Source organism: Streptomyces bluensis (assembly GCF_014650715.1).
Lineage (GTDB): Bacteria > Actinomycetota > Actinomycetes > Streptomycetales > Streptomycetaceae > Streptomyces > Streptomyces bluensis.
The window spans coordinates 137,092-157,157 of record NZ_BMVM01000016.1 but is presented as its reverse complement, the minus strand read 5'-3'; the positions used below and the strand labels follow the sequence as shown (position 1 = coordinate 157,157).

Here is a 20,066-nt window from a genome sequence, read left to right as displayed (position 1 = left end):
GGCAGGAGTTGGGACGCAGGAAACGGGCGCCACCCGTTCGTGTGGCGCGGCGAGCCCGGCGGAGTAGGGCTCTACTTCCACGGCTGCTACTCGATCGGGGACGACCGCCTGTGGGGCGTCAACCGCCGCAGGAAGGGTGCAGCGAACACGCCGGCCGCGCTGAAGTCGATCCGCGCCGCATGGCCCGACGGCGCCCCGATCTACGTGATCCTCGACAACCTGTCCGCCCACAAGGGCAGCGGCATCCGCCGCTGGGCGAAAAAGAACAAGGTCGACGAAAAAGAACAAGGTCGAACTGTGCTTCACACCGACCTAAGCCTCGTGGGCGAACCCGATCGAGGCGCACGCCAACTCCGACCACCCCAATCACCACCGGGCTACTTGACCAGCCGGAAGGCGGGGTGCCCGACCCAGGCCCGCAGGAACTCCGCCGTTCCCAGCGCCATCCAGTCGTCGTCCGCGATCCCCAACACCCCTGGAAGGCCAGCGACGATCGACACCTGTCCGTCCAGCAGCTCGGCTTTGGCCACGCCCCCGATGACGTCCATGACAGCGGCGGTCAGCAGGGCCGTGGCCACGTGGTCGATCTCGCGATTGCAGCAGGCGCTGACATTGACGGCATGGGTCGGCCTGAAGCCGAGGATGGCCTCCACCTCGGGCTCGTCCGCGTGCTCAGCCTCGAAGAGGCTCTCATCGCCGACACCCGGCCCCATCAAGTAGACCAGGAAGGGCCGACGCCAGTCCTCGCGCTGCGGATTGAACCCCACCAAGGCCGCGAGCTCCTCGTCCGCGGAGGTGTTGCCGAGGAGTGGAAGCGGGAACGGCTTTCGCCAGTCCTCCTCCCGCCTGTCCTCGACGCCCAGTCGCTCTGCGGGCACGTTGACGTCGAAGAACCCGGGCCGCTTCTCGGCGAACCGGGAGGAGAGCCCCACCATCAACGCGCGGAACTCCCGCAGTGCAGCCGGGGGGAGCGCCTCCGCCAACTCGATCACCAACGTCGGACCAGACATGCTGGGAGCCTAATTTGATCGGCTCCGTCACCGCGCAATTTGTTCCCACGCCGAGCCCAGCCGGCCCGAGCACCGGCGCCGCGAACCCGGCGAACCTATCCGTATTCAAGGGTGTCCCGATGGAGCGGAAGCTTCTGGGATGTTCGAGTAGAGGGCTGCGATGCCTACGGTGAACCGGGTCTGCTGAGACCTCCGCATAGAGCGGCGCGTGGTCCTCGTACTCATGGTGGTGGCAGTTGCGCGGGGCGCCGGACGTATGCCTTTGAGCACGCTGGCCTGACGTACGCCTAGTCAGAGAGAGGCAGTGTCCGGTGCCTCCGCGGCGGTCACCACCGCTTCAGCGGTGACAAGCGTGTGTGCGTCGGACGGACGCCTATTGGTTTCCCGGCCTCGACGCCCATAGATCGGCGGCGTCGGCGCCCATGCACCTGTCGCCGTCCAGCCGGTGTTGGCGCCCGTTGGTGCTGGACGGACGTTTGACGTCCCTCCCGGCACGCGATGACTCCCGAAAGATCGGCGCCGTTCGGTGCCGCCGGGCGTCAACACCCACCGAAAGATCACTAGTTGGTGTTGGTGGTGCGAGCCCGCTCCATGGTGACCTCTTGTGAAGTCCGAGCCGTCCGAGCTCCCGCACCGAGGCCCGTGGGACGAGCTGGTGCCACGAACGGCTACTGAGGTGGCGGACCGGCCATAGGGCTGAGTCCTGGGATTAGGTCGCTGCGTGGCCCGCATGAGCTCGTGACCAGCAAGAACAGCACGATGGAGGGGAAAGACTTGATTTACTGCGGCATCGACTGGGCCGAACGCACGCATGACGTCGCCCTGGTCGACGACAGCGGTCAGTTACTGGCCAAGCGGCACATCACCGACGACGCGGTCGGCTACAAGGTCCTGCTGGATCTGCTTGCCGAATACGGCGACACCGAGGAGAACCCGGTCCCAGTCGCGATCGAGACCTCCCGCGGCCTGGTCGTTGCCGTGCTACGGACGGGCAAGAGGCAGGTGTTCGCGATCAACCCGATGGCCGCCGCCCGCTACCGCGATCGGCACTCCGTCTCCCGCAAGAAGTCCGACCCCGGAGACGCTCTGGTCCTGGCCAACATCCTGCGCACCGACATGCATGCCCACCGGCCGCTGCCTCAGGACAGCGACTTGGCCCGCGCGGTCGCCGTCCTTGCCAGGGCTCAGCAGGACGCGACGTGGAACCGGCAGCAGATCTCCAACCAGCTCCGGTCGCTGCTGCGGGAGCACTACCCGTCCGCGGCGGCCGCCTTCGAGTCCTGGAAGAACGGTCTGTGCCGCCGGGAGGCGCACGAACTCCTCAGGGCGGCTCCGACACCGACGCGGGCCTCGCGGCTGACGCGCACGCAGCTACAGGCCGCGCTCAAGCGCGCCGGCCGCCAACGCGGCATCGAAGCCGAGGCCGACCGGCTCCGGGAGATCTTCCGCGCCGACTGGCGCACCAGCCATCGCTGGTGTAGGACGCGCTCGGCAAACAGCTTTCCTTCCCCACGCCATCCCCCGGGGTCGCGCAAGTGGCCTGAACGCGGAAAACTCACAGGAGTCCGGCGACCTGCCGAAGCATCGCTCGATCGTCGGGGCTGATCAGTTCCTCCGCCAGCATCGCCACCACACTCGCGTGTTCCACAAACACGGCCCGGCACTGCTCACGCTCGGGATGATCGCTGTCGCTGCCGAACCAGCGCACCATGGCCTCGTTGCTGGCGTCGATCGGCTCAGAGAACCCAGCGACCGCGACCAGAAGATTCAGCAGGCCGGACCGCGCAGGAACCCTCGGGTCACTTGCAAGGCGAAAGAGGAACGGCAGCACCGTCGGCATGGCGGCGTTCATCTCGGCGACGCTGTCGAGAAGGGAGTTGGTGAGCACTCGCTCCGCCTCGGACGCGGCGGTCTGATCGAGAAGACCGTGCAGCAGCACCGGGATCGCGGCGGGGCACTCCGGGAACTCGGACCAGCGGACATCCTCACACCCGTGGAGAGCAGGATGGCCGCGGCCGGCATCAACTGCCCGCGGGTACTGGTCGAGGAACCGAGCGATCGCCGCCTCCTTGGCGGCCACATCCATCCTGCACACCTGTCTGTCCCCCGTACTGCCGTCATAGGCCCCAAGCTCCGCGTCAGCCGCACTCTTGCGCGACCGGAGATCCGCGCGCAAGCCAAGACAGCGAACCGACGGTGTTCGACTCCCCAGGCGCCCACAGCAGCCCGGCTTGACGAGTTGGACGCCTGAGGTGTCTATGCGGTCAGAGCACGAGATATCGGATGGACAGGGTGGTCGGTTGTCCGATGCCCACTTTGATGTGCCGGGCGCATCAACCAGGGGCGAGCCGGGTTTAACTCAGCGCTCCGTATGGTGGCGCCGACTCGGACGGAAGTACCAAAGGTGAGGCTGTGAGACTTGCCCGCTTCGCAGGGTCAGGGACTGCCACTCTGCTCGGGGTGATCGGATCAGCGCATTGAGCTGCGCTGTCGGCAGGGGTTACACCGAGCAGCTGGCAGTCCGAAGACGGTGGCGGGTGGGCCGCCGGGCGGCGCCTCACGCGAGGTGTCGGAGAGTCACAGCGCATGCTGAGGGGGAAGCGTGACAGTTGAGCAGGCCATCGGCGGTTCTGGCAGTTCGGCCTCTTCCTCCGGCCCTGCTCCTCGTTGGCCCGATGGCCAGGGGGCGCGCAGAGTGCCACGTCACGTCGCATGCGTGATGGACGGAAATGGCCGGTGGGCAGCGCAGCGGTCGCTTCCGCGCACCTCGGGTCACCGTGCCGCGGAGACGACGGTGATCGACGTTATCGAGGCGGCGAGGGCGGCGGGAGTCGAGTGGTTGAGCCTGTATGCGTTCTCCACCGAGAACTGGAGCCGGCCGAGCGCCGAGGTTGATTTCCTCATGCGGCTGGTGCGCCGTGTAGTGCGCAAGCACAGTGTGCTCCTGCATACGCGCGGGATCCGCTGCCGCTTCCTCGGCGTGACGGACCCACGGATTCCCCCGGCACTGGCCCGGGACTTCGCCGACCTGATGACGCTGACCAGCGGCAACCGGGGCATGACGCTGACAGTCGCGTTCGATCACGGCGGGCGCAGGGACATAGTCGAGGCCGCGCGGTCACTGATCCGCAGTGGCGTACCGGCCGACGCCGTGACCGAGCAGAGTTTCGCCGCTCACCTGCCGTATCCCGACACGCCCGATGTGGACCTGGTCATCCGTACCTCCGGTGAACAGCGCATCTCCAACTTCATGCTCTGGCAGGTCGCCTATGCCGAATGGGTCTTCCCGCCGGTGCTGTGGCCCGACTTCCGGGGGCCGCATTTCCTTGAGTGCCTTCACGCCTATCAGCAACGCGACCGCCGCTTCGGCGGCGTGCTGCCGACCCAGAACGGAGAACCCCGATCGTGAACATCGCAGACGGCGGCCACCCCAGCAGCGCCGGGGCCGGCGCCACTGACAGCGAGGGCGGCCCCGAACGGCCTGAGCCCGGCGGAGAGCCGGGGCCCCTGTTCGGTCCCGGCTCGCAGTTCAACGCGTTCTTCAACGATCCGCGCTGGGCCCTGGCCGTAGTCCGGGCGACCGTGCTGGAGGCGGCCCACCCGCAGATCGGCGCCGCGCTGATCGAGAACTCCACCTTCGTGACCCATCCCTGGCGGAGGCTGCGCAACACCTTACTGAGCCTGCAGCGCATGTTCGGCGCGGACGATGACGTGCGGCGCAGGGAGGCGGCACGGCTCAACCGCCTGCACGCACGGCTGAAAGGAAGCGACGCACACAACCGGCCGTACGACGCGATGGACCCCGATGTGCGGGCCTGGGTGGTCGCGACGCTGTTCGAGAGCACCGTCACCATGTGCCGGCTCAGTGGCCAGCCCCTCGAACAAGGCGTCATGGAGCGGCTGTACAGAGAATTCCAGGCGTACCTCGCCGCCATGGGAGACGAACCCGGCCATCTGCCGCACACCCTCCATGAGTTCTGGCAGTACTACGACCGCGTGGTCGAGGAGGAGCTGGAGAACACGGAGGCGATGCGCATCATCCTCTACAAGCTCTTCGACCACCTCCCGGCTCCGCCTCTGCTGAACGGCCTGCCCACCCTGTGGGCAACAGGTCGCGCCGTCGCCGGCCCGGTCATCGGCGCGATCACCGCGGCTTCCCTTCCGGAGTCCTTCCGCCGACGGGCAGGACTGCCGGAAATGCCCGGCGCTCAGACCCTGATGCAAAGCGCCTACCTGGCCGTCGGCCTGGCCCGCTTCCTCCCCGACGGCTGGATTCAGGCAGAAGGCATCGCCGACCTGCTGGCCTTCTCCCCTGACAACGACGACCCCCGAGCAAAGACGATCACTGCCCTGCGCGACACGATGAAGCGAGCCGGCGCCCTGCTCAGGCTCATCACACCCCTCCCCTCGCCACCGGTGCCCACGGCGAGTACCGGGACGCAGCGCAGCGCGGAGGAGTTCTTCCATGAGGTCCTGGACCAGACCGGCGACGGCTACCTGGACTGGCCCGACCTCGCCGCCATGGCCCGCGAAGTGTCCAGCCGCCTCGACCTGGACGAGCCCGAGGAGAACAGGCTCTACGACGCCTACGCCGCCTGGTGGCACGAACTCCAGGCAGCACTCGACATCGACGGCGACGGCCGGATCAGCGTTCAGGAGTACGTCACGTCTGTTCCGTCCCTGGCCGGCCCCGCACTGATCAAAGTCGCCGAGGTCCTCTTCGACGTCACCGACAAAGACAGCAACCAGCGCATCGACGCGGGCGAATACCGGGCACTTTTCCAGACCGCGTTCCTCCGCGACACCACCGGCACCGACGGAACCTACACCCGCAGCGCATTCGTAAGAGACTTCCTGTCCTTCATGTCCGGCCGCCAGCGTTCGACTCCATACGACCCACTGCTGGCCGAAGCCTGACCACCGTCCAGTCCCACGACGCTACAGCGTATGGACAACCCAACAGCGCATAACAGAAGGTCGACGGCCACCGGACCGTGCTGTGGCACACCGAGGACGGCGTCCGGCTTCAGTCGCGGACCGGCCGCGACGTCACCGCGCTCTGGATGGACCTGGCCGTGGCCGCCATGAGCCTGCCGCCCGGTGTGATCCTGGACGGCGAGGCCGTGGTGTACGTCGTCGCCGACGACGGCACCGTGCACATCAGCTTCACCGCGGCGGGCTCCCGCCCCCGCCGGGCCCGGGAGCCCGCCGCCCAGACCCGGCGACGTACGTCGCGTTCGACGCCCTCCCCCACCCTGCGGCGGGCATCGGCTTGAGAGAGACGACGTCAGGGTTGCCGAATGCGCCGGGGCTCACACCAACACAAGGCGTGAGCCCCGGCGCATTCGGACACGGCGGGATGTTGAGCTCATGCACTACTGCGCATGCCGTTCCAGGTAGATGGAGGTGAAGACGGCGACCTTGGCGCGCAGGGCCCACGGGTCGAAAGGCTTGCTGATGTAGTCGACGGCGCCGGCCGCGTATCCGCGGGCCGAGTGTTCAGAGTCCACGCCCATGGCGGTCAGGAAGATGATCGGGACGTCGCGGGTGCGGGGGCGGCGTTTGATGTGGGCGCAGGTCTCGTAGCCGTCCATCTCCGGCATCTGCACGTCCATGATGATGACCGCGAAGTCGTCGTGGTCGAGCAGGGCCTTGAGGGCTTCCCGCCCTGAGGAAACGGTGACGAGTTCCTGGTCGAGTGTGGACAGAACCGCGGTCATCGCGAGCAGATTGTCCGGTTGGTCGTCGACGACGAGAATCTTGGGCATGCCCTGCGGTGTCACGGGCAGTGCAACCGCCGGGGCGGCCTGCTCGACGGCGTCCAGTTGGCGTTCGAGCAGATCGCAGCGGTCCTCCGCGGCGGCACGCTGAGCCTGCGCCTTCTTGAGGTCCGTCTGGAGCCGCTCGACTTCCAGCTGGAGCTCGTTGCGCTCGGCGATGAGGCCGGAGATATCAGGGTGCGCCGCCGCGAGCTCGTCCGCCCGCTTCTGCTCCGCGATACGGTCGGCCTCGAGCTGGTTGAGCCGCGTCTCAAGGTCGGCGATGCGCTGCGTCCGGTCCAGCAGTGCATCGCCCAGGACGTCGCCGCGGACGCTTGACCGCCGGGAGACCCGGTCGGCGTCGGCGAGCTGCTGCTCAAGAATCTCCACCGCGTGCTTAGGCGAGGACGCGGCGTCCACGGCCAGTCCGTAGAGGCCGCGTACGAGCTCGATGGCCTCGGTAGTGACTGCGGTTCCCCGGTGCTCGGCAACGTCCGCGAAGAGGTCGTTGATCATCTGCCACGGCGGTAACCGGGTGCCGTTCAGGTAACGCGAGACCGTGCCCGGGTCGAGCCGGCGGCGCGCGGCGTACCGTCGAACGGACACCTGCAGACCTTCGAATAGCTCCCGCAGAGCCTGGGCGAGCGCGCGTGAGGCGTCGTTGAGGTCGTCTCCCAAAGGCCGCAGCTCAGCCATTGCTCTCCCCTTCACGGGCGCCTGTGCCCGCAGGGGCCAACGGCTGGAGCGTGGGCCTGTCGGAGTCGATCAGGCGGTTGAAGAAGGGGACGGCGATCCGCGCGGCGGCGAGGCCCGCGAGCACGCTGCGCGGCGTCCGTTCCCCGGACAACGCCGTCAGTCCGCCCGCTGCCGCGCCAGCGAGCAGGGCTAGCGGGAACACAAGCGTCGATCTCAACGACAGCAAAGAGCGGTCCACCAGGTGCTCCGATCACTCAACCCGCCGCAGCGGAATGGGACTTGTTACCCGCCCAGCGGATTGCGGGAGGGGGAATCCAGGATGAGGGAACCGCAAGGTGTTGCAGACCGTGATCGGCAGACAGACGCGACAGAGTGTTCGGCTGCAACACCCCACGGGCCCGCCCGCGGAGCATAGCTGCTGGTCATGAGACTGGAGCTACCGAACGTTGCCTCGTGTTGCTGTGCAACAGTGCCGGCTCCGGCAACACCGGTGCACAGCCGTGGAGTGATCACTCAAGCGCATGCGGTGATCACATTCGGAGTTCTCCAAGCGCTCTATTCGCACCACTGATAAAGCGAGTTCGGTCTCGAAAAAGGAGCACGGAAGCCCTGAAGCTGTTCACACCCATCGGGTCGAAGATCACCGCAACGAGTGGCTGCGCGCCGCCAGCAGCTGGACCCGCCGGACCAGCCGGCAGAGTGAGCCCCACATGCTGCGGCCACGACTGGAGTGCCGGGGCGATAGCTGCAGCAGCGTGCTCTTGCTGCGTCTCCGGATGCCGGACGACCTACCGCAGCAGCTTTTCCACCTCGTGCCGGTTGACACCTTTCGACCTTGCGTACAGGGTCACGGCAGCTTGGACAATTCTACCGCCGGTAGAACGCTCTCCATGCCTGCGCTGTCGATCCAGCTTCCTCTCAGGCAGCACGCCCTTGACCATGCGATTCAAGGTTTTTTGCAGGTTTCCCCAAGGTCCCCAGGGCAAGGTGCTGCTGTTGCACCTGCGGGACGTACAAGATCTGCACTGAGTGCGGCCAGTGATGGCAACGCCCCTGATTGAACCGACCAAAGGAGGATTCATGCGAATTCGCCATGCCCTAGCGACAGCAACCCTCAGTACGACGCTCACACTCGGTGCCGCATTCCTCCTTCCTGCCTCAGCGCAGGCGGCAACAACCGCTCCCTCGACCGCCTCAGGGTGGGTAACTCACAGCGGCCCGTACCCGTCCCAGTCGCAATGCGAAACGATGGCCGAGTACTGGTACGGCTTCACTCCCGACGAGTACTACTGCAATCAGCTCGGAGTTGTTGGCCGCTGGTACATAATTCATTGGGAGTAGCCAATCCTCTCGATGAATAAACCCGCCTAGTCTCGATGGTTCATGGCGGCCCGTCGTACTCTGAATTGCACGCCGATAAAAGCGGTCGGGGACTGGCGCGGTGGCTGACGCTCCGTTTCCAGTCCCCGACCCTGCTGAGGGTCGCTGTGGGAGTGTGCAGGGCAGATAAGGCGGTTGGAGTGGGATGGCGGTGGTCCGGGTGACCGTCAGTGTCTGTCGTTCTCGCGAGATGCCGGTTGATTGGTGCGGCGGGATTTCCTGCGGGCGGTGCCCGAGCGGAAGCGAAATGTGCAATCGTCCCAGACGGCACTGCCGAAGCACTGCCGATGCGTCGCGGCCGTGATCGCACGCTTCCCGTTCGATGCAGAGAGCGACGAGGAGAGTTGCGAGGAGGTGGCTCAGGAGCTGCGCGATCTCGTCTCCAGCATCGACGAGACCGCTCTTGGGCACAACGGGTTCTGGGAGACGTTCTGCGACGCGGTGGCGATCGGGGACTATGCGGACTGGGATGCGTGATTTCTGGGACCGGTCACCGACTTCGGTCAGCCTTCCAGGCTCAGGCCGGTGGCAGCGATGCAGCCGTCTACGAGGTCAAGGCGGTACTGGATCTTCTTGAGTCGGCGGTTCACGGCTCGGGCGATCTCGCTGAGGTCCGCTGCGGCCAGGTCGCCCAGGTCGTGCTTGACCAGCGCCCAGATGCCGTCGGTCGGATTGAGGTCTGGAGGCGGTGTTCTAACCCTGCACTATTCAGTCGGGCCGGCAGGTGCCACTCGATGTCGCGCACTTGGACTGCAGGCGCGCGTCCTGTTGGTACGTTACGCCCGATGCTCCGGGCTGCCTGAGCCTGACGCGCCCACGCGCTCGGCACGCTCCGGGGGGCGAGGGCCAGGGCGACGGCGGACTGAGGGCTGCGGCCTGGGACGCAGGTCGCGGTCGACGAGGTTACGAACCCTCCGTGAACGCGATGGCGTGATCAACGGCCCACTGGCGAAACGTTCGCGGCGCCCTCCCGAGGATGTCGGCCACCGTAGTGGTGATGTACGCGGGCTGTCCGACCGCCGCACTCCACGCGGCGAGCAGCATGTCGACGGCCGAGCTGGGCACCGTACCCTCCCACAGACTTCGGAACTCGTCTGGTGTTATCTCCTCGAATGCGATCCGGCGCCCCAGGGCGTCACCGATGACGTCCGCCTGCGCGACTTGGGTCAGCGATTCGGGGCCCGTAAGGACGTAGTCGCCTCCGACGTATCCGCCCTGATAGAGCGTCCGCGCCGCGACGGCTGCGATGTCGCGGTCGTCGACCGGTGCCGACTCGGCAGCGCTGTAAGGCCACCGGACGACTTCGCCGGCCCGGATCGCGGGCGCCCACCAGGCCAGCGAGTTCGACGCGAACATCCCCGGCCGGATGATCGTCGACTCCAGTCCGGCGGCCGCGATGAGCCGCTCGATGTCGGCGTGCAACACCGCCATGGGATTGGGCTGCTGGAAGAGGGGGTGCGGCGTCTGATGCGGGGAGGAGAGGAAGACGACCCGCCGCACGTGGGCTGCCAGCCGCTCGACGACTGCCTCCGCGGTCTGATGTGGGGCGGTCCAGACGAGGAAGACCGCACTGGCGCCGTTCAACGCCGGGTCGAGCGACTCGGGCACAGTGAGGTCGCCGGCGAAGACCTCGACTTTCGCCGGCAGCGTCGCCGCCGCCTCAGCGCGACGGGTGAGGGCACGGACCGGCACGCCCGCGTCGAGGAGTTGGTCGATGACGACGCGACCGACCCGGCCCGTCGCCCCGGTTACCAGCACGGGAGCAATGTCTATCTGATGCATGCCGCTCATGAAAACGTTACTCGGTTAAAAAAGCAACTCAGTCATGAATGTTACGGTGGTGAGATGAGCGAGTCGACGGGACTGCGGGCCCGCAAGAAGGAGCGGACGCGCGACGCCATTGGAGACGCGGCCGTCTCGCTGTTCCTGCAGCGCGGCTTCGACCGCGTCTCGGTCAACGACATCGCCGCGGCAGCCGAAATCTCCAAGCCGACTCTCTTCCGGTACTTCCCCACCAAGGAAGACCTGGTGCTGTACCGGTTTGTGGACCATCAGGGCGAGGCAGCACGCGTCGTACGTGACCGTCAGTCCGGCATCAAGCCGGTGACGGCGCTGCACCGGCACTTCCGGGCCGGCCTCGACCGGTACGACCCCGTCACCGGCCTCAGCGATCATCCCGAGGTGGTGGCGTTCCATCGGCTGGTGTTCACCACACCGAGCCTGGCAGGGCGGCTCACGCGGTACCAGCTCGATGACGAGGAGGCACTGGCGGACGCCCTCGGCGAAGGCATCCAGGCACGCCTGCTGGCCGCCCAGGTACTCGCGGTCCAACGGGTGCTCGCCCGAACCAACTGGCAGAAGATCGCCGACGGTCGCACCGCCCACGACGTCCACCCCGAAGCCGTAGCCGATGCCGACCAGGCATTCAACCAACTGCCGTGACAGGCGACGCTCCCAGGCGAAGAAGGCTCTGCGGCCCGGTGCAGGCACCCGCCAGATAGCTCCCTGTGGCCGTCGGTGGGGGAATCTGAACTGACCACTGACATCAAGGTCCCTCCGACGATCCCGCTTCGTCGTTGGAGTGGTCGGCGACGGCTTCGAGCACGGCGATGTTGCGGGCGCCGTGGCGCCACTGCTCCAGCGCGTCGACGCACCAGGGACGCGCCGCACCGAGTCCGGCCACAGCTCAACGTAGAGCCCTCCAGTCGCCGGCTGAAGCGCTCGGTCACAATGAGCCAAAGCTCAGTAGTTGTCACCGGCAGAGCCGGATGACGTGGCGAATGAGACCGAACGAACCAGCGTGGTTGTCACCAACAAGGCACGCAACTTGTCACAGCTGCTCACTCAGCAGCCTTTCTGTCACCAGTCGCGCGAGCAGCGGCTGGTGGGGTGCGCGGCCGTTGGCGCTCGCCCTGCGGTCCGAACATGATCAGGTACTCGACCGGACCGCTGGGGCTGGAGTTCGCCACCCCGTGCGGGGTGCGGGTGTCGAACTCGGCGACGTCCCCGGGGGTCATGATGAGGTCTTGGCCGCCGAGCGCGAGCCACAGTCGTCCGTACAGGACGCACAGCCACTCGTAGCCGTCGTGGGAGACCTGCCGGGGCCGCGCGGGCGGGTCCTTGAGGGCGGGCAGGACGTGCTTGTGGGCGTGCAGGCCGCCGACGTACCGAGTCAATGGCAGCACCGCCTTGTCGTCGCCGAAGCTCAGTGGCCCCGTAGCGCGCGGCTTGGCCGCGGGGGCCGGTGCCGTGCCGGCCAGCTCGTCCAGGGAGACGCCGTACTCCTTCGACAGTTGCAGCAGCACCTCCAGGGTGGGCTTGCGTCGGCCGGTCTCGATCCGGGACAGCGTGCTGGGCGAGATGCCGGTCGCGCAGCTGACACCGGCGAGCGTCGCGCCGTGGTGCTCGCGCGCGGCCCGCAACCGGGGCCCCATCGCGGCCAGCGTGCCGTCCACGTCGTCGACTGCCACCTTTCACGCTCCTTCTTGCCGTGCCGCTCCACCGCTCTGTCCTGCAAGGTTGCCAGACTGGCAAGGCTGATCGCGTCGGGCGGGTGCTGCGCCGCATGATCGATGGGTAGTCGCGTCGCCGCGAACCGAGGAGAAGCCCATGCAGCCCGAGCCGACCGCCGAGATCCGCCACCGCACCGTCGAGGCCCCGGCCGGGCGCCTGCACCTGGTCGAGCAGGGCACCGGCCCGCTGGCCCTGCTCGTGCACGGCTTCCCCGAGTCCTGGTACTCCTGGCGCCGCCAGCTCCCGGCCCTCGCCACGGCCGGCTACCGGGCGGTGGCGATCGACGTACGCGGTTACGGCCGCTCCTCCAAGCCGGAGGCGACCGACGCCTACCGAATGCTCGATCTGGTGGAGGACAACGTCGCCGTCGTGCGTGCCCTCGGAGAGGAAAGCGCGGTGGTCGTCGGCCACGACTGGGGCTCCAACATCGCCGCCGCCTCCGCCCTGCTCCACCCCGAGGTCTTCCGCGCCGTCGGCCTGCTGAGCGTCCCCTACGCGCCGCCCGGCGGCCCCCGCCCCACCGACATCTTCCGCCAGATCGGCGGCCCCGAGCAGGAATTCTACGTCTCCTACTTCCAGGAGCCCGGCCGCGCCGAGGCGGAGATCGAGCCCGACGTCCGGGGCTGGCTCGCGGGCTTCTACGCGGCCCTGTCCGCCGACACCATGCCCGCCCAGGGCGAGCCCGACCCGCACTTCGTCGCCCGCGGCGGCGGCCGGCTGCGCGACCGCTTCCCCACGGGAGGCCTCCCGGCCTGGCTGAGCGAGGACGACCTCGACGTCTACGCCGGGGAGTTCGAGCGCACAGGGATCTCCGGCGCACTCAACCGCTACCGCAACATGGACCGAGACTGGGATGACCTTGCCCCGCACCGCGGAGCCCCGATCAAGCAGCCGTCCCTGTTCATCGGCGGCGCTCTGGACGCCTCCACCACCTGGATGTCCGACGCCATCGACGCCTACCCCAGCACCCTCCCCGGATTGTCGGCCTCCCACCTCCTGGGCGGCTGCGGCCACTGGATCCAGCAGGAGCGCCCCGACGAGGTGAACCGCCTGCTGACCGGCTGGCTCGCCACCCTCCAGGCATGAACCAGGCAATGCAGGCGTAGCAGTCCGCGCACTGGCGCGGTGCCCGAGGCGGCAGCGGCGCCGGAGCTGTGTTGCGGGGAGTGCGGGTCGGCTGGTCGGAGATGGAGAACCGCATGGGCTTGTCGGCCTCGTCAAGGAGCCCGGCCCGCAGCAGGGCCAGGCGGGTGGTCAGCGCGCTGTTGGAGGCGCGGGCAGCGAATCGCTCGGCGGCCTCCAGCCGGATCCACTCGCAAAACGGCTGTCGTTCGGCTGTCAGCCCACCACCTTGCGGATATTTCACACAACCGGCATACCGTGCCGATCACACATCGTCGGCCCCTGCCGACATCACGCTTGAAAGGTCAGTAGCGCCAAATTGTCTTGCCTTCTAGCGAGTTCGGTCCTGCCACTGCCCGCCCATGAGCTCGTTAGGGTGGCCCGGTGACCGACGTGAGCATGGACAGAGTGAACCGCTTCCGGGACGAGGCGGCATCCCGGGGTCTGCCGGTGAAGGAGGTGGAGGAATGGATACGTGTCGCCCGTCCGGCGGTGTACTTGGCGGAGGGCGGTAACGGTCCCCTCGTGGCCCGGGTCGGCGGCGACCCCCTGCTGCCGCACGGCGCGCCGAGGCCGTCCGATCCCTTCGTGGCCTCCGTCGACCTCGCGGCTCTCCCGCCGGACGTCACCGGGCTCCCCCTCCCCGCCGACGGCCACCTGCTCCTCTTCTCCGGCACCGAGGTGCACGGCATTGGTGGACAGGTGTCCGACGCGGTGCTGTACGTCCCCGCCGGGACCCCGACAACCCTGAGCCCCCTCGCACACAGCTGGCGCGAGCCGTACCGGCCGCGTGAGCTCCGCACGGTCTGGCACCAGTCGAGCGCGCAGATGCCGGAGAGCTTCGCCCTCGACAGATGGGGCGGCTTCCCCGAGGACGAGCAGTTCGAACTCGCCGACGAACTCGGCGACGCCTGGGCAGATGTGGGCGGCTACCGCCCGTCCTGGGTCTTGCAGATCGGCGGCCATCCGGTCTCGCCCCAGAACGACCCCGTCCACTACGCCCGTGATCCCGAGGAAGCCGGTCCCTCCGAGCAGGGCGGTGCGGCCCACGCAGAGGGCGCCGACGACTGGGCTCTCTTGGCCACCTGGAGGTGTGGCGACGACGTCACGGAACTGGACTCCGGCGTGGCCCACTGGGTGGTCCGCCGCCGGGACGTGGCGGCCCGGCGCTTCGACCGGGTCCACCGCTACGTCGAAATGGCCTGACAGCGCGGGGCGGGGACGGCCGGCTCCCCGGCGCTCATCGGCCGTCCTCCCCGCCCACGCCCTCCCCGCCCACGCCCACCCGGTCCGTGTCATCACTGTGACGATCGCTCTGCCCGGAACGGGTGCCGCCCCCTCGCTGCCCCGGCCTACCCCGCCCGCGGAAGCGGGAAGGGATGGGGTCGTACCCCCGTGGGGCGCTGCCGCGCCCTGTTGAGGGTCGCTTGGTGTTCTCCGGGCCGCGGCAGCGGCCTTAGGAAGGCGGGCGGATCAGCGGTCGCCGGATCGCGGGTCGATCCGGCGCCGGGAACGCGGGGCTCGCCCGCCGCCGCCCGTGGCCCGAGTGGCGGGCTCAGCGGAGCAGCAGGTCACGGATCGCCTCCGTGATCTCGTCGGGCGCCTCCTCGGCCGTGAGCCGTTCCGATCGATGACTGGCTGAGGTCGGCGCCTCGGTACGCCGACTCGGCGTCCTGGCGTCAATTGCCGCTGCCGTCCTCAAGCACGTGCTGGACGTGCGTCTTTGCCAGGCCGCGGTAGCGGCAGTGGCGCAGGCCATGAGCGCGGACCGTTTCTGAGACCGTGGCCCCGCAGCCTGCGCGGATGGCATAGCGCCACTGCCAGCTGCCGGTCTTCTGGTCTTTCCTGACCGGTGACTGGATCTTCTGTTGGGGCTCGGGCAGCAGGAAGATGTGGCGCCCTTTGCCATCGGCATTGCCGGTGCACTTCAGGCGGTCCTCGCATTCCCGGCATGCCTTGCGGGGGAAGAGGACGAACAGGCGGGGATGTCCGTCGCCCAGGTACCCCTACGGCGGGCTGCGTTGTCCTGGTGGCTGCTCCTTGACGGGGACGTTGACCGCAGGAACGCTGAGGAACTGTCGGGCTTATGGCGAACGTGAGGCCCGGTGCCCGGCCTGGAGGCGAGACGGCCCGGATGCGCAACCCGCCGGACGGATCCACGGGAACGGTCGTAGGAGGCGAGAAAACTCGTGGTGCGAGAGTGCTGGTTCTGCGGGAATGTCACACCGCCGTCGTGGCACGACCGCGTCCTGGGGCTGCACCAGGGCGCCGACACCACCATGACCCCATGGATCATCGTCCTGCGCACCACGTGGCGCCGGGAAGTCGTGCATGTGCCACGCTGCCCCCGCTGCCACACCGGACATCAGATCGAGCAGACCGCGGCGGTGATCTCCATCATCGCGTTGATCGCCTACGCCGCCAGTGGCCAGCTGGACCGCCTCCTCGGCATCCTCCCGGCTTCGACCGGAGAGCGGACAGTCGCAGCGATCTGGGCGGCCGTGGCCTGTCTGCCAGGGCTCACCTGGATCGCCATCAGGCATGGTTGGCTGTCGTGGCGGCGCCTGGCGCCCCGCCGTCTGGGATACGCCCGTCACCACCCGGAGTTCCTCCGGCTCCAAGACGAGGACTGGAAACCCAGGCCGGGTCCCTTCCCCTACTGGGGAAACCCGTCGAACCCTCATCACCCTCCACCGCCGAGCAGATTCCGGCGACTGGTCGGACGCGTCATCGACCTGGTCGGAACGGCCTGCATCATTGCCGTCCCCATCGCCTACTTCCAGGGCTACGAAGAACTGGCCGGAGGCCTCATCGCGGCGACGGCAGGGCTGTTCTTCCTGTCCTCGAAGATCAAATTCGAGGACTGAACGCCGCCTTCGAAGCAGACGCACCGAGAGGTAGCTATCCGTGTTCGATGAGTGCTGGTATTGCGGGAACGAACAGGCGAGGAATAGGTACGCGCACCCCTCGTCTTCATGTCCATTCGCAACACATTTCTCAGCCGACAGCATACTATGACAAAATATAAGTTCCCCGCTGTCGCGGCTCGCGGCTGCTGGCTACTCACGTGGAAGCTAATCCTCGCTATGAAATTTTTCCTTGGCCTCAGGAGAGCAACGGGGATTGCAGGAGCATGCGGCGTCCCTCCATGTAATAGCAAGGAGAAGCTGACCATAGCAAAGAGAAAAAAGACCTTCCGAAGAAATGCGACAGACTAATACTCCAGCCGTAGATCGTTATGTGCCCCGGTCCTGGGGCTGTCTGCCGCCGGCGGAAACTCAGGTGGCCTCAGCGCACGATCCGGGTAGAGTCGGGCAATGCCCGAGCTGAAGCGGTTGCATTCCGGCCACGCCCCAGCGGTCCTGGCCTTCGAGCTGGCGAACCGCACCTACTTCGCTGCCTCGATCCCCGACCGCGGCGACGACTTCTTCGACCAGTTCACCGTCCGGCACAACGCCTTGCTGACCGAGCAGGAGGCCGGCAGCTGCGCCTTCTACGTGCTCGTCGCCGAGGACGGCTCGGTACTCGGCAGGTTCAACCTGTACGACCTGGAGGACGGCACTGCCAGACTCGGCTACCGGGTCGCGGAGCAGGCCGCCGGCCGCGGCGTGGCGACCGCGACCGTCCGGGAGCTGTGCCGGATTGCGACCGCGCGGCACGGCCTGCGCACACTGCGGGCGGCCACCTCCCACGACAACGCGGCGTCCCAGAAGGTCTTGACCAAGGCCGGCTTCGTCCCCGTTGGCCCTGCCACCCCGGCCGATCTCGGCGGCAAGTCAGGCACCTGGTACCAGCGTGACCTCCAGCCATAGACCTTGATCTTGCTCGTGGGTCGGCTGCGGGAAGGCTGCGGCCACCGCTGATCATCGGTGTGTGAAGACTAACGATCTTGCGGTGGCCGTAGGTCACGGCCCAGACCCTGCCCGCTGGCAGTAGGCGTTCGAGGTCCTGATGAGCCGGATAGCCGACGAGTTCGGCCAGGTCGAACCCCGGGCGTCGGGTACGGGATCTGGTGCTGGGGCTGCTGTCGGACCTGCCACGCAAAACTGCTGGAGCATCGCCGAGTGGGTCGGAGAGGCCACCCCGGAGGGCATGCACCACCGCACCTGGGCTGCCGGGCGGGCTCCGCCGCCACCGGCAGGCGACGGGCGCGGCGCTGACAGCGGCTAGCATGGTCAACTACCCCACTCAGTGCCGGCGCCGCCCGTACACCGCCGTCCACAGGCCCATGAACAGAGGGAGTGCGGTCATGACGGGCAGCAGTTCTGTGATCAACTCGGACGACCGCCGGGCCGGCACCCTCGTTGTGGCCGAGGCTCTGCGGATCACCGGCCGCAATCGGCGCCCCGTGTTCGGCTCCGCCGTCCTGGTCGGCGCGACGGCGCTGCTTGTCGGAGGGGGCATCGTGGCAGGCGCGTTCGCCGCGTCGTGGGGCCTCTTTCTGGAAGCCAGAAGAGCCGCCGAGCTCGCCATCGAATACGAGGACTCCTACGTCGCGTACGCCGACCAGTGGGACAGCCTGGTCAAGGTCGCGTTCTGCGTGTACGCGCTGCTGCTCCTCGTCGCCATGGTCTCGATCGCCTGGCTGTTCACTGCCCAGGCCGTCACCGTCGCGTACGCGCGGGAACGCGCGACGGCGGGCACGGGCGCTGCCACGGCCCTCGATACTCTCACCCTCCGTGCGCTGTGGCGCCGCTCCCGTCCGCACCTCGGGGCCGCCCTCCGCGTCCAGTTGCTGACCCTGGTGTGCGCCCTCGTCCCGGGACTGGCGGGCCTGCTCGTCCTGGTTGTCATCGAGTCGGAGGTGGTGCCCGGGGTCGTGTGGCCCACGTACCACGATCCCGCGACCGTGCAGTTCATCCTGGTGGGCCGGATCCTGCCCGTCGTGATCTGGGCGCTCGGGTTTGTGCTCATGACCCGCTTCTCACTGGCCACCACCGTACGGGTGGCGGACAACTCCTCGGCGACGGCAGCGATGCGCCGTTCCTGGACGCTGACCCGTACGGCACGTCTTCGCACCACCGCGATCTGTCTGCTGAGCACGGTCGCAGTCGCCGCCGCCTTCATGGTGCTGAAGTGGCTCGGGACGTACGTGGCGCACTGGGCGGGGCTGCTCATGATGGCCACCACCGACGACAACGTGTGGGTTACCGGCGTCCTCGTCATCATCACCCCGGTTGCGGTAGCGCTCGTGCTCCTGCCCTTGGCACTGGCACCGATGGGCGTCCTGCTCGCGTGCCTGTGCGAGCGGCTCGACGGCGGCAAGGGAGGGGCCCGACAGCCTCCGGTTCGGGGAGCGCACGTCGGCTGAGCTCGCGCATCGCGCGGGGTCTGCCGCTGTACTGCCTGAGCGATGTCCGGGTCCGCCCTGCGGGGCGGGGCGGCCTGCCGGTGTGCAGCGAGGACATGGCGGCAGCCGTCGCCGGCCAACTCCCGTTTTTTCGCCTGGTCCTTGGGCACGGCCGCAGCCTGCCCGGCGACGTCGCCCAGGTCAGGCGCGGGCCCAGGGCCGGGCGCGAGGATCCGCAAGTGACGTACTGCCGTGCGGCCTGCGGAAGCGTCGGCGGCCGGCCGCGATGACGCCGGCCTGCTCCAGGCGGACCTTCGTCGCCCAGGCCGCCGGCTCCGGACACACTGTGAGCCGGCCGGAGTCGGCGTCGCAGCCGACCGCGACGACGTGCCCGGCGGGGTCGGGAGCGATGGCCGCCCACTCTGGGCCGCACCGGCATCTTCGCTCGCCCCCGCGGCGTGCTGGAGCCGGTCGAGATCGACGGCGCCACCAATCGACATCGAGGCCCTGGGCCACACCCGCGTCGTCCAACTCGTCGAGGCCGGTCAGGTCACGGACCTCGCCGACCTGTTCACCCTCACCCGCGACCAACTGGCTGGCCTGGAGCGGATGGGCGAGACCAGCACCGACAACCTCCTCGCCGCGATCAGCGCCGCCAAGGGCCAGCCACTGTCACGGGTACTGTGCGGGCTCGGGATCCGCGGCACCGGCCGCTCCATGTCCCGCCGGATCGCCCGGCACTTCGCCCCCATGGACGCCATCCGCGCCGCCGACGCCGAAACGCTGCAGCAGGTCGAGGGCATCGGCACCGAGAAGGCCCCCGCTGGTCGTCGCCGGAGAGGGCGCCGGATCCAAGAGGGCCAAGGCCCCACACCCACGTGGCGGCGGTGAGGGGCCGTCATCACCACGGATGGTGGCCGCGACCGAGCCCCGCACATGATCGCCGCCGTACTCGCTGATGTTGCGGCAGGCGCCGGGCCGTCACTGAGCCGGTTCCTGCGGCAGGCGCCCGGGCTTCCTCGGCGTGTCAGTGCCGACGGTCATAGTGGGCGGCATGAACTCCACCGCGCACTATGACCGCCTCCTCGCCGACCTCGGCCTGTCCATCGCCGCGACCTTCACGGCCATCTGCCCGGCCGACGAAGATGACGTGATCCGCTGCTTCGGCGGCGACCCGCCCCGGCCCGGCCGTGAGTGGAAGAGCGGGCACTGGGCCAGAGCTTCAAGGTTGTCTCATGCGTCTTGATCAGACGCTCCAGCGTGCCGGCCAGGTCAACTCTCAGCCGTCGGGACCAC

The 20,066-nt window shown here is 68.1% G+C and carries 18 protein-coding genes and 6 pseudogenes; 15 read left to right on the top strand and 9 right to left on the bottom strand.

The window, feature by feature from the left end:
- Positions 1–72: 72 nt before the first annotated feature.
- Positions 73–313, top strand: a pseudogene (locus IE262_RS39830) (IS630 family transposase); the annotation flags it as partial.
- A 64-nt stretch (positions 314–377) separates the two neighbouring features.
- Here the strand turns inward: IE262_RS39830 and IE262_RS31090 are convergent.
- Positions 378–1,010 (bottom strand): DUF6368 family protein, encoded by a 633-nt coding sequence (locus IE262_RS31090; protein WP_189878352.1) that lies wholly within the window; start codon positions 1,008–1,010, stop codon positions 378–380.
- Positions 1,011–1,769: 759 nt separating this feature from the next.
- Here IE262_RS31090 and IE262_RS31085 point away from each other — a divergent pair.
- Positions 1,770–2,468, top strand: a pseudogene (locus tag IE262_RS31085) (IS110 family transposase); the annotation flags it as partial.
- Positions 2,469–2,565: 97 nt separating this feature from the next.
- Here the strand turns inward: IE262_RS31085 and IE262_RS31080 are convergent.
- Complete coding sequence (locus IE262_RS31080) at positions 2,566–3,096, bottom strand: hypothetical protein (RefSeq protein ID WP_189878350.1); 531 nt, start codon at positions 3,094–3,096, stop codon at positions 2,566–2,568.
- Between the two features lie 609 nt (positions 3,097–3,705).
- Between IE262_RS31080 and uppS the strand changes: the two genes are divergently transcribed.
- The 3 genes and pseudogenes from uppS to IE262_RS31065 all read left to right on the top strand — a co-directional run.
- Entirely contained in the window at positions 3,706–4,419 is a 714-nt protein-coding gene (uppS, locus tag IE262_RS31075; protein WP_189878408.1) for a polyprenyl diphosphate synthase, read from the top strand.
- A 98-nt stretch (positions 4,420–4,517) separates the two neighbouring features.
- Entirely contained in the window at positions 4,518–5,927 is a 1,410-nt protein-coding gene (locus IE262_RS31070; protein ID WP_229877623.1) for an oxygenase MpaB family protein, read from the top strand.
- Between the two features lie 68 nt (positions 5,928–5,995).
- Positions 5,996–6,286, top strand: a pseudogene (locus IE262_RS31065) (DNA ligase-like domain-containing protein); the annotation flags it as partial.
- A gap of 99 nt (positions 6,287–6,385) precedes the next feature.
- Here the strand turns inward: IE262_RS31065 and IE262_RS31060 are convergent.
- Together IE262_RS31060 and IE262_RS31055 are read right to left on the bottom strand one after the other, a co-directional pair.
- Positions 6,386–7,465, bottom strand: coding sequence for a response regulator (locus IE262_RS31060; RefSeq protein WP_189878348.1), 1,080 nt, complete (start codon positions 7,463–7,465; stop codon positions 6,386–6,388).
- Positions 7,458–7,682 carry a hypothetical protein gene (locus tag IE262_RS31055; protein ID WP_308432816.1) on the bottom strand — a complete coding sequence of 75 codons (225 nt, stop codon included), beginning with the start codon at positions 7,680–7,682 and terminating at the stop codon, positions 7,458–7,460. The genes IE262_RS31060 and IE262_RS31055 overlap by 8 nt, the downstream gene beginning before the upstream one ends.
- 1,391 nt (positions 7,683–9,073) lie before the next feature.
- Between IE262_RS31055 and IE262_RS31050 the strand changes: the two genes are divergently transcribed.
- Entirely contained in the window at positions 9,074–9,322 is a 249-nt protein-coding gene (locus IE262_RS31050) for a hypothetical protein (protein WP_229877613.1), read from the top strand.
- A 26-nt stretch (positions 9,323–9,348) separates the two neighbouring features.
- Here IE262_RS31050 and IE262_RS40715 read toward each other — a convergent pair.
- A pseudogene (locus IE262_RS40715) lies at positions 9,349–9,528 on the bottom strand (IS630 family transposase); the annotation flags it as partial.
- Positions 9,529–9,748: 220 nt separating this feature from the next.
- Positions 9,749–10,627 (bottom strand): NAD(P)H-binding protein, encoded by an 879-nt coding sequence (locus tag IE262_RS31045; protein ID WP_229877612.1) that lies wholly within the window; start codon positions 10,625–10,627, stop codon positions 9,749–9,751.
- A gap of 63 nt (positions 10,628–10,690) precedes the next feature.
- Between IE262_RS31045 and IE262_RS31040 the strand changes: the two genes are divergently transcribed.
- Positions 10,691–11,287 (top strand): TetR/AcrR family transcriptional regulator, encoded by a 597-nt coding sequence (locus IE262_RS31040; RefSeq protein ID WP_189878345.1) that lies wholly within the window; start codon positions 10,691–10,693, stop codon positions 11,285–11,287.
- Positions 11,288–11,390: 103 nt separating this feature from the next.
- On the opposite strand, the gene IE262_RS31035 is transcribed toward IE262_RS31040, so the two are convergent.
- Together IE262_RS31035 and IE262_RS31030 are read right to left on the bottom strand one after the other, a co-directional pair.
- Entirely contained in the window at positions 11,391–11,528 is a 138-nt protein-coding gene (locus tag IE262_RS31035) for a hypothetical protein (protein WP_189878343.1), read from the bottom strand.
- 157 nt (positions 11,529–11,685) lie between these two features.
- Positions 11,686–12,315: a helix-turn-helix domain-containing protein gene (locus IE262_RS31030; RefSeq protein ID WP_189878341.1), complete on the bottom strand. Its 630-nt coding sequence runs from the start codon at positions 12,313–12,315 to the stop codon at positions 11,686–11,688.
- 139 nt (positions 12,316–12,454) lie between these two features.
- Here IE262_RS31030 and IE262_RS31025 point away from each other — a divergent pair, with 139 nt between their 5' ends.
- Both IE262_RS31025 and IE262_RS31020 read left to right on the top strand, forming a co-directional pair.
- Positions 12,455–13,444: an alpha/beta fold hydrolase gene (locus IE262_RS31025; protein ID WP_189878340.1), complete on the top strand. Its 990-nt coding sequence runs from the start codon at positions 12,455–12,457 to the stop codon at positions 13,442–13,444.
- Positions 13,445–13,864: 420 nt separating this feature from the next.
- Positions 13,865–14,686, top strand: a complete 822-nt coding sequence (locus IE262_RS31020; protein ID WP_189878338.1) for a DUF1963 domain-containing protein — start codon at positions 13,865–13,867, stop codon at positions 14,684–14,686.
- Between the two features lie 473 nt (positions 14,687–15,159).
- Here IE262_RS31020 and IE262_RS40630 read toward each other — a convergent pair whose 3' ends face one another.
- Complete coding sequence (locus IE262_RS40630) at positions 15,160–15,480, bottom strand: transposase (RefSeq protein ID WP_373305187.1); 321 nt, start codon at positions 15,478–15,480, stop codon at positions 15,160–15,162.
- A gap of 189 nt (positions 15,481–15,669) precedes the next feature.
- Between IE262_RS40630 and IE262_RS31010 the strand changes: the two genes are divergently transcribed.
- From IE262_RS31010 to IE262_RS30990, 6 genes and pseudogenes are all read left to right on the top strand, one after another.
- Positions 15,670–16,347, top strand: coding sequence for a hypothetical protein (locus tag IE262_RS31010; protein ID WP_229877611.1), 678 nt, complete (start codon positions 15,670–15,672; stop codon positions 16,345–16,347).
- A gap of 450 nt (positions 16,348–16,797) precedes the next feature.
- Positions 16,798–17,292, top strand: coding sequence for a GNAT family N-acetyltransferase (locus IE262_RS31005; protein ID WP_189878336.1), 495 nt, complete (start codon positions 16,798–16,800; stop codon positions 17,290–17,292).
- Positions 17,293–17,431: 139 nt separating this feature from the next.
- A pseudogene (locus IE262_RS39825) lies at positions 17,432–17,581 on the top strand (IS701 family transposase); the annotation flags it as partial.
- Positions 17,582–17,729: 148 nt separating this feature from the next.
- A complete protein-coding gene (locus tag IE262_RS31000; RefSeq protein WP_189878334.1) occupies positions 17,730–18,791 on the top strand; it encodes a hypothetical protein in 1,062 nt (353 codons plus the stop codon).
- A 471-nt stretch (positions 18,792–19,262) separates the two neighbouring features.
- Positions 19,263–19,595, top strand: a pseudogene (locus tag IE262_RS30995) (helix-hairpin-helix domain-containing protein); the annotation flags it as partial.
- Between the two features lie 229 nt (positions 19,596–19,824).
- Positions 19,825–20,016: a hypothetical protein gene (locus tag IE262_RS30990; RefSeq protein ID WP_189878332.1), complete on the top strand. Its 192-nt coding sequence runs from the start codon at positions 19,825–19,827 to the stop codon at positions 20,014–20,016.
- Positions 20,017–20,066: the final 50 nt, after the last annotated feature.